General features: G+C 65.0%; 11 protein-coding genes. 2 read left to right on the forward strand and 9 right to left on the reverse strand.

Annotation, left to right across the window (positions count from 1 at the left end; translation table 11 throughout):
• The first annotated feature begins 170 nt into the window (after window positions 1-170).
• Window positions 171-1478, forward strand: coding sequence for an META domain-containing protein (locus tag ABC977_RS03915; RefSeq protein ID WP_369665931.1), 1308 nt, complete (start codon window positions 171-173; stop codon window positions 1476-1478).
• 182 nt (window positions 1479-1660) lie between these two features.
• Here the strand turns inward: ABC977_RS03915 and ABC977_RS03920 are convergent, their stop codons facing one another.
• The 8 genes from ABC977_RS03920 to ABC977_RS03955 all read right to left on the reverse strand — a co-directional run bounded on the left by ABC977_RS03920 (window position 1661) and on the right by ABC977_RS03955 (window position 10361).
• On the reverse strand, window positions 1661-3145 hold the full coding sequence (locus ABC977_RS03920; RefSeq protein WP_369665932.1) for a hypothetical protein: 1485 nt from the start codon (window positions 3143-3145) through the stop codon (window positions 1661-1663).
• Between the two features lie 200 nt (window positions 3146-3345).
• Window positions 3346-4419, reverse strand: a complete 1074-nt coding sequence (aroB, locus tag ABC977_RS03925) for a 3-dehydroquinate synthase (protein ID WP_369665933.1) — start codon at window positions 4417-4419, stop codon at window positions 3346-3348.
• A gap of 22 nt (window positions 4420-4441) precedes the next feature.
• Window positions 4442-4966: a shikimate kinase AroK gene (aroK, locus tag ABC977_RS03930; RefSeq protein WP_369665934.1), complete on the reverse strand. Its 525-nt coding sequence runs from the start codon at window positions 4964-4966 to the stop codon at window positions 4442-4444.
• Between the two features lie 217 nt (window positions 4967-5183).
• Window positions 5184-7394, reverse strand: a complete 2211-nt coding sequence (locus ABC977_RS03935; protein ID WP_439849151.1) for a type IV pilus secretin PilQ — start codon at window positions 7392-7394, stop codon at window positions 5184-5186.
• Between the two features lie 18 nt (window positions 7395-7412).
• Window positions 7413-7940: a pilus assembly protein PilP gene (locus ABC977_RS03940; protein ID WP_369665935.1), complete on the reverse strand. Its 528-nt coding sequence runs from the start codon at window positions 7938-7940 to the stop codon at window positions 7413-7415.
• Entirely contained in the window at window positions 7941-8558 is a 618-nt protein-coding gene (locus ABC977_RS03945) for a type IV pilus inner membrane component PilO (RefSeq protein WP_369665936.1), read from the reverse strand.
• Window positions 8559-8722: 164 nt separating this feature from the next.
• Entirely contained in the window at window positions 8723-9280 is a 558-nt protein-coding gene (locus tag ABC977_RS03950; RefSeq protein WP_369665937.1) for a PilN domain-containing protein, read from the reverse strand.
• Window position 9281: 1 nt separating this feature from the next.
• Complete coding sequence (locus tag ABC977_RS03955; RefSeq protein WP_369665938.1) at window positions 9282-10361, reverse strand: pilus assembly protein PilM; 1080 nt, start codon at window positions 10359-10361, stop codon at window positions 9282-9284.
• Window positions 10362-10677: 316 nt separating this feature from the next.
• Between ABC977_RS03955 and ABC977_RS03960 the strand changes: the two genes are divergently transcribed.
• Window positions 10678-11307, forward strand: a complete 630-nt coding sequence (locus ABC977_RS03960; RefSeq protein WP_369665939.1) for a hypothetical protein — start codon at window positions 10678-10680, stop codon at window positions 11305-11307.
• A gap of 60 nt (window positions 11308-11367) precedes the next feature.
• Here the strand turns inward: ABC977_RS03960 and ABC977_RS03965 are convergent, their stop codons facing one another.
• Window positions 11368-12663, reverse strand: coding sequence for a citrate synthase (locus ABC977_RS03965; RefSeq protein WP_369665940.1), 1296 nt, complete (start codon window positions 12661-12663; stop codon window positions 11368-11370).
• Window positions 12664-13038 lie beyond the last annotated feature (375 nt).

A 13038-nucleotide genomic window follows, 5' to 3' on the forward strand; every position in this document is an offset into this window, starting at 1 on the left:
AGATTCCCCCCGTCATCTTGGTGTCACGTCTCCGGGGACCCTCGTAGGAGCGCGGCGGGAATCGCTTTACACTTCGCATGATCGGCGCGAGTCGGACTCCCGACGCGCATCCAACGGCGGTCGACCGGGCGCCGGGTCGACTTACCCTCGCTCAAAACAGGAGAAAATGCATGCTTCGCAGGAACACTTTCTGGTCCCTTGTCTTGATGGCGGGCACCTTGAGCGGAGCCGGGATGGCCTGGGCCGAGCCACCCGACGAGGCGATCACGCCATCGATGGCGACGGTCACGGGCACCTTGACCTATCTGCCGCGGATCGCGCTGCCGCCGAATGCGCAAGCCGTGATCACGTTACTCGACAAACGGATTCCCGGCGGCGAGGTCGTGACCGAACAGCGGATCGCCTTGGGGGAGCGGCAGGTGCCGATCCCGTTCGATCTGCCGCTGACCGAGGAGGCCCCGGACGAGGGCCGGACCTATGTCCTCGAGGCGGCGATCCTGACTGGCGGTTTGCTGATCTGGGTGGCCGAACCGATCCCGGTCGCGCTGACCGACGCGGGGCAGGATCTCGGCGAGATCTGGCTGCGCCAATATCGGCCGGTCGCGTTCAGCGACGAGTACCGCTGCGGTGATCAGCGGATCCGTATCGGGATGGCCGACGACTGGATGCGTCTCGAGGTCGAGGGGCAGGAGTTCGACCTGAAGCAGCGGGTCGCCGCGTCGGGAGCCCGGTTCGTCGCGATCGCCGATCCCGCGACCTTCTTCTGGAGCAAGGGGGATGGCGGGCGGCTCGAGGTTGCCGGCCGGAGCTTCCCGGACTGCGTTCGGGTCGCCGCGGATCAGGGGCTCTTTCGGGCGTCGGGGAATGAGCCGGGCTGGCATTTGGAGATCGATGCCGATCGGATACTCGTTGTCCTGGACTATGGCGAGCGCCGAATCGCTGGCGCCGTGCCAGCACCGGAGGCCATCGATGATGGGCTCCATTATCGCTTCGAACTGGAAGGCCATGATCTGGATATCGAGATCCTCGATCGACTCTGCCGCGATAGCATGACCGGGATGCCCCATCCGCGTACCGTGACCCTCGTCGTCGACGAGGACCGGCTCGCCGGTTGCGGCGGCGATCCGGGGACCTTGCTGCGGGACATCGAGTGGGTTTTCGAGGATCTCGGCGGCCAGGCCCCGATCGAGGGCTCACGCGTGACGCTGAACTTCGGCGACGACAACCGCGTCTGGGGCAAGGCGTCGTGCAACAACCTTCTCGGCGAGTATCGGTTGACCGGCGAGCAGTTCATCCTGTCGCCATTGGCGACGACCATGATGGCCTGCGACCAGGGGCTGATGGATCAGGAGCAGTTGTTCCTGGAGCGGCTGCCGACCGTGCGGCACTTCGATCTGGATGCCGACGGACGACTCGTGCTGCACGCCGACGGGGGGCGAACGCTGATCGCGCGTGGCGAAGGGCGGGGTGGCTCGTAAGGCTGGATATGGAGGGTAGGTTGGCCGGGCCGGCGAGGCGATCCTTGCGGCTGGTTCATTGGCCGGGATGGCCAATGAACCAGCGCCTCCTAACGGAAGCGCTGGACTATTCAGCGCTTCCCGTGCGGGGTCGGAACCCCGTGCTGATCTTCGGCCAGGACGGCCAATAGATCAGCGTCTCCTCAGGGAGCGAGCGGGTTCGGCCGGTTCAGGAAGTCCTGATAGGCCGGACTGTCGACGGTGAAGGGCGGAAGACTCGTACCGAACCAGGTGAAGTTGTATTGCGATGTCACCTCGCCTTCCGGGACTTCGACCAGCAGTCCCCAGCTGACGCAACGGCAGGTCACGTCGCACTGCTCCACGGGCGGGGTAGGATTCCCGCCCTCGCTCTCAGCCGGTTTTTCCCCTCCGCTTCCGTCGGGGCAAGCCCGGTTCGGTCCTGTCTGCGGGTTGGGGATCTTGATCGTGCACGAATACCCGCTGTCGCAGCCGCAACGAACGAGCTCGCCATCGACGAGATCGACCAGGCCGTCATTATTCCGATCCTGCGCGAAGCCGGTGCATGGTGCCTCGAACTTGCGCTTGTGGTTGACCCGCATGTAATAGGTGCCGGGCTCCATCAGGCCGAAGCGATAGGTCTCCGGGTCGTCGCCGACATTGGTTCGAGCCGTGTCGGTGTTGATCGCGAGCAAGGGCCGGACGGCTGCTTCCGGGGCCCCGCCTTCGAGAGCGAAGGCGCTGGCCTCGTCATAGACTTCGACGAACCAGTTACCGGCGCTGCACGGTTCGCGGACACAGAACCCGAACGTGATGATCTCGTTGCCGTGGCTCGTATAGCGGAACCAATCATCTTCGCCTTGGCCCCAGACGAAGGATTCGCCCATGACGGCGACACCCTCGAAGGTCAGATTGATCAAGCCGTACATGGTCACGCCATTGGCGATCGGGTTCGCCTGACTCGGCCAGTCGTTCGGCTCGACCTCGGCATCATAGAAACCGACGACGAACGGATTGATATCGAGGGGCGTGTCCTGGACGAAGGCGGTCAGATTGTAGGGCAAAGCGCTCCAATCCTCGCGGCTGCTCGGTTCGACGACCAGGTAGTAGGTGCCGGCCAGGCCGAGCATGAAGTCGTAGCGGATTCCGGCGCCCGGATCTTCGATCTCACCGGCGAAGTTCGTGTCGAAACCGCTCAGGCGGGTGCCACGGGCATCTCGGATCGAGACCTTCCAGCCCCTGAGGTCGGTTCGGCCGTGTTGGGCCGCGCCGATCGGTCTGGGGACCGCGAAGTTGATGGTCAGGTGTTGATTGGGTTCGCCAGTGACGAGGTAGAACCAGTCCTGGTCGATCGGACTGGAGCTCTGGCCCCAAAAAGGGGTGCCGAGTGCGAAGATCGGATTGGCCGACACCATGTTGTCGTTCGGCTCGATCTCGCCGAAGATGGGCGCGCCGAGCAAGCTACCAAGCGTGATGCCGCAACTTTCCGGATTGTTTTGGCAGGCCGTGAGCGCTTCGTTGCTGCCGGTGCTGTAACCGGAGTTGTACGCCGCTTGCGCGGCCGAGGCGCAGATATCACCGCCGGGGTATCCGACGAGGGCCGCTGTCGCGGCCGAGGCATACAACCACAACAGGACGACGACCAGGCCAGAGAGGGCGCGATGCTTCATCGTTAGCGGTCCTTATCAGTTGAGATGGACTCGTTTTCGGGTCAAGGATCCTTCGCGACCGGGCCAGGATGGGGCCGCGCCCGGGTCTTTCCGCACCGAGTGTAGGCCAAAAGACGACCCGTTGGGTGTGTGGGTGGGCAAAAGGGTGAGCTGGATCACATCCTGATCGGTGTCGCGGGCATGAAACCGGTTGATCTGGTTCAGCGCTCCAACAGCGCAAGCAATTGGGCCCGGTCGATCTCATCGGTCACGACCGCGTCGCCGATCCCCTTCAGCAGGACCAGCCTCAGGTGTCCGTCGAGGACCTTCTTGTCGACCGCCATCAGTTCGAGGATACGCTCGGCCGGAAGATCGCTCGGCGGGGCCGTCGGCAGACCGGCCGCGTCGACCAGGCGAGCGGTCCGGTCGACCGAGACCGAGTCGATCCAGCCGATCCGGTGCGATAGCTCCGCGGCGAGCACCAGACCGGCGCCGACCGCTTCGCCATGCAGCCATGTGCCATACCCGACGCCGGTCTCGATCGCGTGGCCGAAGGTGTGACCCAGGTTCAAGAGCGCCCGTTGACCGGCCTCGCGCTCGTCGGCGGCGACGACCTCGGCCTTGTTCTGGCACGAACGGGCGATCGCCTCGGCCAGCGCCGCCGGGTCGCGGGCGCGCAACGCGCCCATCTGGCCCTCGAGCCAGCCGAAGAAGGCCCGGTCGCGGATCAGCCCGTATTTGATGACTTCGGCGAGACCGGCCGACAGCTCGCGGTCTGGCAGGGTCGCTAATGTCGCGGTGTCGGCGACCACGGCGCGTGGTTGGTGAAAGGCGCCGATCATGTTCTTGCCGAGCCGGTGATTGACCCCGGTCTTGCCCCCGACCGACGAGTCGACCTGGGCCAGCAGCGTGGTCGGCACTTGCAGGAAGTCGACGCCGCGCTGATAGCAGGCCGCGGCGAAACCGGCCATGTCGCCGACCACGCCACCACCGAGCGCGATCAGGGTCGCGTCGCGGCCGAAACGGTGTGTCAACAGGGCGTCGAAGACTCGGTTGACGACATCCAAGGTCTTGTAGACCTCGCCATCGGGCAGAATCAGCGTTTCGGTTCGCAGATCGCCGAGGGCCTCGAGGACGGCGCCCATATACAGCGGGCCGACCGTTTCGTTGGTGATGACCAGGACCCGCGAGCCGCGGAGATAGGGCCGGTAACAGTCCGGGTCGCGGATCAGTCCGTCGCCGATGAAGATCGGGTAGGTGCGATCGCCGAGCGCGACTTCGAGCCGTTGATGCATCGCTGCGGATCCTGGTCAGGCGCTAAAGCTCGGCGCTCTCGATGCGCCGGCGGATCTCTTTGACGACCGATGCCGTGCCGCGCCGTTCGGTCGAGACCACGAGATCCGCGACCTGGCGATACAGGGGGTCGCGCTCGGCCATCAGATCGCGAAGCCGCTGCATCGGATCCTCGGTGTCGAGCAGCGGGCGGTTGCGATCTCGGGCGGTGCGCGCGTACTGCTGTTCGGGACTGCAATGCAGATAGACGACGACGCCGCGTGCGGCCAGATCCTGGCGGTTCTCCGGTCGCAGCACGGCACCGCCGCCGGTCGCGAGTACGATGCGTTCCTCCTGGATCAGTTGTTCGATGACCTGGCGTTCGCGCTCGCGAAAACCGGCCTCGCCCTCGTACTCGAAGATGGTCGGGATGTCGACGCCGGTCCGGCGCTGGATCTCTTGATCGCTATCGCGGAATTCGTAAGACAGGGCCTCGGCCAGTTGACGTCCGATGGTGCTCTTGCCGGCGCCCATCGGCCCCACGAGAAAGATGTTCTGTGCGCGTATCATGCCATACAGATATGCCAGATTTGATGGGTTTCAGCAAGCCGCCGTGACCGGTCGGCTGCTGGTTCGTCGCTAGGGATGCGGGCTGCGGCGCGGCGTCCTGGTCATCCGCCGATGCGGGCGGCGCACCGCTGGCGAGGCAGGCTTCGCCGCCCGCGCGCCGGTGGCCGCCGCGGCGGAGGTCGGCGGGCGGCCACCGGCATCGAGTCGAGGTTCAGCGTCAAAAGCGCCCCGTCGTCCCTTGGGCCAGTTCGGACTTCAGGATCCGCGGGGTCACGAAGATCAGCAGTTCGCTGTTGTTGTCGACCCTTTCCGTCCGGCGGAACAAGTGACCCAGCACCGGCACGCCGCCGAGCCACGGTACCTGCTCGCGCTGGAAGGCGCGCGTCTGCTCGAAGACACCGCCGAGGACCACGGTCTCGCCGTTGTCGACCAAGACCGAGGTGTCGACGCTTCTTTTGTTGATCAGGGGGTTGCCTTGTACCGAGAAGGTGAAATCCGGTTCGTCCTTGTTGATCTCCAGGTCCATGATGATCCGGTCATCCGGCGTGATGTGCGGCGTGACCAAGAGTTTCAGCGTCGCGTCGCGATACTCGACGGTCGCCGGGTTGTTTGCCGAGCCTGGGGTCACGACCGGGATCTCGCGTCCGACCTGGATCTCGGCCTGCTTCTGATCCGATGTGATGATCCGCGGATTCGAGATGATCTCGCCCCGGCCCTCGCGCTGCATCGCCGACAGTTCCAGTTGCAGCAGATAGCTGCCGACCCGGCCGATCAGGAAGTTCACCGCACCGGAGGGGTCCGTGACCGGCAGGTTCACCAGCAAGGCCTCCGCTCCGGAACCGGTCGGCAGTTCGATCGCCGTGTTGAAGGGTTGCCCGGTCCGGGCATCCTGGAAAACCGGCCCCTTATCGATGAAGGCGGTTCCCGGCAGGTGACCAGGCCGGCCGCCGCCCATCAGCATCTCGGTGTCACCGCTGCGAGCGCTGCTCGTGAAGCCGAAACGGACGCCGAGGTCGCGCGCGAAGTCGTCGTTCGCGATCACGACCCGGGATTCGATCATGACCTGGCGGACCGGGACATCGAGCCGCTGGATCAGGTTGCGGATCTCCTCGAGGTTGCGGGCCGTGTCGCGGACGATCAGGGTGTTCGTGCGCGCATCGAACGAGACGTTGCCCCGTTCCGACAGCAGTTGGTTCTCCGCGGACTTGATCAGCCCGGCGAACTCGGGGGCCTTCGCGTAGTTGACCTGGATGAACTCCGAGCGCAGTGGCGCCAGCTCCTCGATCGTTTGTTGTGATCTGAGTTCCAGTTCCTCGAGTGCGGCAACCTCCGGGGTCGGCGCGATCATGATCACATTGCCGACCTCGCGTTTCGACAGACCTTTGGTCCGCAGGATGATGTCGAGCGCCTGATCCCAGGGAACGTTCTTCAGCCGCAGCGTGATGTTGCCGCTCACGGTATCGCTTGCGACCATGTTGAAGCCGGTGAAGTCGGCGAGCAACTGCAACACGGCCCGAACCTCGATGTCCTGGAAGTTCAGCGACAGCCGGTCGCCGGAATAGACGATCTGGCGGCGCTGCAGCTCTTCCTTTTCGGCCGGTGTCAGGGCTCGGAATTCGAGTGTCAGCAGATCGTCGGTCTGATAGGCCATGTAGTCGTAGTCGGCGGTGGCTTCGATGTTGACCTCGACATGGCGGCCCCGCGGTCGCGACTCGACCGCGACGACCGGGGTCGCGAAATCGGTCACATCCAAGCGTCGCAGCAGCCGTTGCGGCAAGGCGGTGTCGGCGATGTCGACGATCACGCGCGAGGCTTCCTCGCGCATCGCAACCCGCGTGCCGGCCGACGGTAGCCGGATCAGCACGCGGCCCTCGCCGGCCGGTCCGCGCCGAAAGTCGATCTCGCGCAGCGGTGGGGAGGCTTCGCGGGTCGTGCGCCGCGCCGCCGTCGGCGCCGGCGCACGATCCGGTGTCGTCCGCGGCGCCGGTGGTGCTTCGAGCGTATTGAGCGCGAGCGTGACCTGGTTGCCGCGTGTCGTAACCTGATAGGGCATCGATTCGTCGAGGTTGACGACGACGCGCGTGCGCCCACTGGCCTCGACCGCCGAAAGGCTGTGCACGGCACCGAGCTGGATCGGGATCGTCCGGACAGCGAGGCCGTTGGATACGCCAGGGAAGTCGAGCGCGATGCGCGCCGGCGACTCGGTTGCGAAATGCTCGGGTGGGCTGGTCGTCGCCGACAGGGTCAGGTCGATCTGCACTCGGTTGCCGGGCAGAGCCGAGAAGGCGACATCCTGCAACACCGGTGCGGCCTGCGCGGATCCGACCACAGCCAGCATGAGCAGGGCGACGAACCCGGGCCACGGGGCGAATTCCCGGATCCGATCCGCGAAGCGCCGGGTGGAGAGGGATAGGCGGGGATGCTTCATCGGTATCGACCTCTGTTCCTAGCGGGCCAAGGCAATCGCGGCTTGGCGGTCACGCCAACCGCCCTGACCGTCGGGGATGATCTCGGTGAGCTGGATTTCGTCGTCCGAGATCCGGGTGATCAGGCCGTGGTTCTGGCCGAGATAGTTGCCGACCGTGACCCGATGGAGGATCCGGTCGCGGGTCATGATCAAGGCCCAACGCGCGGCATCGCGCTCCAGTGTGCCGACCATGCGCAACGAGTCGAGCGCGTAGCGCTCGAGCTCCTCTTTGGCACGGGTCGGATCCGGGGCCGGGCCGCTCGGGGGCGGGCGCTCGGCGATCTCCTCGAGCCGCTGGTCCAGCGCGAACGGGTCGCGGCGCTCGGCTGGTTCATAGGTGAAGGTCGTGATCGGGCGCACCTCGGGGAGTGCTTCGATCTGGCCGGGTGGTCGGGCTCGGACCTGATCCATGTAGGCCTCGAGCCCGCCGATGTCGCTGCTGCCGCATCCGGCGAGGGCGAGGGCCGATGCGATCGCGGCGATGTGCGCTGGTCTGGGAACGGTCACCTAGGAGCCCTCGTCGAGATAGCGGTAGGTCCTGAGGGTGGCCTCGAAGGCCAGGCGTCCGCCGGTCGTGTCGGCGGGGGCCCCGCGACGTGGCGCGGTCATCGGTTTGATGTTGATGTCGTGGATCGTCACGATGCGGGGCAACGCGGCCAGTCCGCTGACGAACCGGCCGAAGTCGTGATAGTGACCGGTGACGCGAATACGGATGGGCAGCTCGGCATAGAAGTCGCGGTTGCGTTCCGGCTCGGGCTGAAAGAGCTCGAACTCGAGTCCGGCGGCGAGACCGGTCTGCGACACGTCCACCAGGAGCGCGGCGACCTGGGTCTGATCCGGCAGTTGGCGCAGCATCGCCCCGAAGGTCTCCTCCATCTCGGCGAGCTGCCTCCGATAGGCATCGAGATTGGCTGCCCGGTGCTGGCGCTGCTCGAAGGTCGCGCGGAGATCCGTTTCGCGCTTGCGCTCCTGTTCGAGGCGCGCGATCTGGTTCTGCGTATGAAAATGGTACCAGCCGAAAGCGACCAGAGCCGCGATCAGCAGGGTCGCGATGCCTTTGATCAGGATCGGCCATTCGCCGTAGTCGTTGAGGTCGAGTTCGCTCAGATCGGCCTTCAGGTCCATCGTCGATCCCTTTCGCTGTCAGACGAAGAAAGGAGTGCGGATCCGTTGCCGCTGGCGCGCATCCGCTCCGGCCGTCGCGGCCACGGGTCGCTGGTGAACGGCCAGGTCGCGATCGCGCGCTTCCCGTTCGTGGGCCGTCGTGATTCGACGTCGGTCGTCATCGGTCAGACGGCGTCGTCTTTCTGCTGTTTCTGCTCGAAGCGCAGCCGAAATCGGCTGAGTCCATCCCCGGTTTGCTCCTTGTTCTCGATCAGCAGCAAGATCGGGTTGCCGACCCAGGTGGCGTCCTCGATCTGGCGCATGAAGGCGGAGACGCGCGCATTCGACTGCGCCCGGCCCTCGACGATCACGCCGCGTCCCGATTGTTCGACGGTCGTCAATTGGACCCCGTCCGGGATCGTGTTGACCAATTCGTCGAACAGATGGACGACCTCCGGGCGACTCCGTTGCAGTTGCTGAATGATCTCCATCCTCGCCAACAGCCGCGTCTTGGTATCCTCGAGCTCCTCGATCTCGCGGATCTGCCGATTCAGGCGCGCGATCTCCTGATCGAGTAGGCTGTTGCGGCTGGCCTGATTGCCGATCATGTGATCGATCTGTAGATGGCTCAGCACGCCGAGCAACAAGACCGTGGCAACCGCCGCACCAATGCCCGTCAAGAACTCGCGCTGGTGTCGCTTCCGGCGTTCCTCGCGCCATGGGAGGAGATTGATCCGTGGCATGTCAGAGGCACCCGCGCAGGGCGAGCCCGGCGGCGATCATCAGCGCCGGCGCGTCGCGGTTCAGGGCCGTCGACGAGAGGTCCTTCGAGATCGTCATGTGCGCGAATGGGTTGCCGACGGATGTCGTGATCTCGAGGCGTTCCGCGATGAGCCGGTCGAGCTTCGGCAAGCTCGCCGCCGCGCCGGCCAGCAGGATACGGTCAACCCGATTGATGGTCGTTGCCGAGTAGAAGAACTGCAGGGCGCGGCCGATCTGCTGGACCATGGCTTCGCGGAATGGCGTCAGGATCTCGGTCTCGAAGCCAGCCGGCCAGTCGCCATTGACCACCTTCGTCGTCGCTTCGTCGCGCGAGATCCCGTGGCGCTGCTGCACCTCGTTGATCAGTTGCAGTCCGCCGAACTTCTGTTCGCGGGTGTACGCGACCTGGCCATTGCGCATCACATGCAGGGTCGTCGTCGTGGCACCGATATCGGCAACGGCCAGGGTTTGTACCGATGGTTCGGCGAATGGCCCGCCGCCGAGGATCTGGTTGCAGGCCAGTTCCATCGCGTAGGCCTCGACATCGACGATCTCGGCCTTCAGGCCGGCGGCCTCGAGGGCCGCGATCCGGTCTTCGACGTTCTCGCGGCGCGTCGCGGCCAACAGGACATCGACCATTCCCGGATTCGCCGGCGAGGGGCCGATGATGTCGAAGTCGATGTTGACCTCCTCCAACGGGAAGGGGATGTATTGATCGGCTTCCAACTGGATCTGCGCCTCGATGTCGGCCTCGCTCAAGCCGCCCGCCAACGTGATGGTCTTGGTGATGACGGCAGAACCCGAAATCGCGACCGCCGCGCGCTTCGTCTTGCTGCCGGCACGGCGCAGCGCCCGCGCAATCCCCTGGCCGACCGCTTCGATGTCGGCGATCTTCTTCTCGGCCATCGCACTGGGGACGAGCGGTTCGATCGCATAGCGCGTGACTTGATGACCGGCGCCGGAAGCGCGGTCTGCGCGGGACAGTTCGACCAACTTGATCGCTGTCGAGCCGATATCGATCCCGAGCGGCGGCGGTTGTTTGCGACCCAAACCGAAGATCATTGAATCCGGTATCCGTTGCGCGTTTGATGAGATGGGGAGCGGCGAGACGGCTGTCCGAATATATCAGATTTCGTCGTCGCCGCCGAAATGTCTCGTGCGCTGTGATCGGGTTCACGCTTTTTGTCGCGATCACTTATCGTGTTCAATCGGGTCGGCTCGGTCGACGCAAGTGGCGGCCGTATCGGACGCGCTTCGGACGTGAACGACGGACCTCCTGGCTCGCCGCTTTCGCTCGATACTTGAAATCCAAGGCCGTATGCTTTAGTGAAGCGGCGACAGACCCGGCGGGTCTCGACGCGAAAACGAGGTGATGAGCATGCGCGCGGCAAACCGCCGAGGCGATCTGCAGCGGCAGCGCCTGGCCTATGAGGCGGCACGGATCATGGCTGAGCAGGGTGTGCACGATTTCGAGCGGGCGAGGCGCAAGGCGGCGGCACGTGCCGGCGTTGCCGATCGTCGCGCTTGGCCCAGGAACGACGAGATCCAGGAGGCCCTCCGGCAACACCAGCGACTATTCGATCAGGATGGAACCAGGCAGGCCGAGCTCGGTCAGCTCTACCGGCAGGCATCGCAAGCGATGCGGCTCTTCGCGGATCTGGAGCCGCGCCTGGTCGGCCCGCTGCTTCGCGGCACCGCGGACCTCGGGACCGGGATCCGGCTTCACCTCTTCGCCGATGGTCCGGAAGAGGTGATCTTCATCTTGATCGACCGAGGGATTCCATGGCAGGAATGCGAGCGAATCCTCGGGCATTCAGGGGGGCGACGCCAGGCGTATCCCGCGTTCCGATTCGTCGCCGGCGACATCCCGGTCGAACTCGTCGTACTCCCGGTCCGCGCCTTGCGTCACCCGCCGCTCGACTCGGTCTCCGAGCGTCCGGAGCCGGGCGCCGACCTGGCCGAGGTCGAGCGGCTCGCATCGGGTGAGGCTCGCCGCCCCGCCGAGTGACGGAACCGCGGGGCGCGAGGGTGCGCCCTGCGATCCCGTAACGGATCCGATGCGGGTGACTCAGCGGCGCGAGATCGGGACGTAATCCCGCTGTGTCGGTCCGTGATAGATCTGACGTGGGCGCCCGAGGCGGTTGTTCGGGTCGGCCATCATCTCCATCCAGTGCGATACCCAGCCTACGGTGCGGGCTACCGCGAACATCACGGTGAACATGTTGCGTGGAATCCCGAGCGCCCGATAGATGATGCCGGAGTAGAAGTCGACATTCGGATACAGCTTGCGCTCGACGAAGTATTCATCGCTCAACGCGATCTCTTCGAGCTTCGAGGCGAGCTCGAACAGTGGGTTGTTGAGGTCGGCCAGCTCATCGAGGACCTGGTGGCACACCTCGCGAATGATCTTCGCGCGCGGATCATAGTTCTTGTAAACGCGATGACCGAAGCCCATCAGCCGGAAGGGGTCGTCCTTGTCCTTGGCCTTGTCGAGAAACTTCTGCACATTCGCGACGTCGCCGATCTCCTCGAGCATATCGAGTACGGCTTCGTTGGCCCCGCCATGCGCCGGTCCCCACAGGGAGGCGATGCCGGCCGCGATGCAGGCGAACGGGTTGGCGCCGGAGCTGCCGGCCAGCCGGACCGTCGAGGTGCTGGCGTTCTGTTCGTGGTCGGCGTGGAGGATGAACAGGAGATTCAGCGCCTTTTCGGCGATCAAGCCGGGCTCGTAATCGGCGCACGGCGTTGCGAACATCATGTGCAGGAAGTTTGCGCAGTAGCGCAACCCATGGCGCGGATAGACGATGGGCTCGCCGACGCTGTGCTTGTAGGCCGCCGCGGCGATCGTCGGGACCTTCGCGATCAGGCGCAGCGCGGACAGTTCGCGGTGGGCCTGATCCTGGATGTCGAGCGAATCGTGATAGAAGGCCGACAGGGAGCCGACGACGCCGCACAGGATGGCCATCGGGTGGGCGTCATAGTGAAAACCATCGAGGAACCCCTTGAGGTTCTCGTTGATCATACTGTTATGTGCCATGGCCTCCTCGAAACCGAGGAGTTCGCGCTCGTTCGGGAGTTCGCCGTACAGCAGCAGGTAGGCGACCTCGAGGAAGCTGGCCTTGGTCGCGAGTTGCTCGATCGGGTAGCCGCGGTACAGCAGGATGCCCGCCTCGCCATCGATGTAAGTGATGGCGCTGTGGCAACTGGCCGTGGCCATGAAGCCGGGGTCGTAGGTAAAGATCTCGGCTTCTTTGTACAGGGTCGAAATGTCGACGGCGGGGGGACCGAGGGTGCCCTTGCGCAGCGGAAACTCGAATCGTTTGCCGGTTTCGTCGTTCGTGATCGTGACAGTCTCACTCGCCATACGCTAACTCCTGGCCATGCCTGTCGTCCTCGCGAGCCGGTCGGCGCGGACTCGAACCTGCGTGAGGATCGGGATCCGGCGATTCGGTGTCGAGAGGTCCTGTCGTGGGGCGCGCAGAGGATCGGGTACCGCTCCAGCGGGTCCGCCCGGTGATCGCTGCGATCCGTTCCGCGGGGAGGAAACGACCGATCGGAATGCCGCAGAGGGTACACAACATCGAAATAGGGGCCGTCGTGGCGTCATGCCCCCCGAGGTCCAGATTCGTGATGTCGCGACGCGAGTGACCGGTCTCCTCGGTGATGACGCCGGCCATGCGGGTCGGCGTCGGGTCGGCACGCACCGCTTCGAGCTGCCGCCGACCACCCGTCGTTTCCG

This window comes from Thioalkalicoccus limnaeus, assembly GCF_041197575.1.
GTDB classification, from domain to species: domain Bacteria; phylum Pseudomonadota; class Gammaproteobacteria; order Chromatiales; family Chromatiaceae; genus Thioalkalicoccus; species Thioalkalicoccus limnaeus.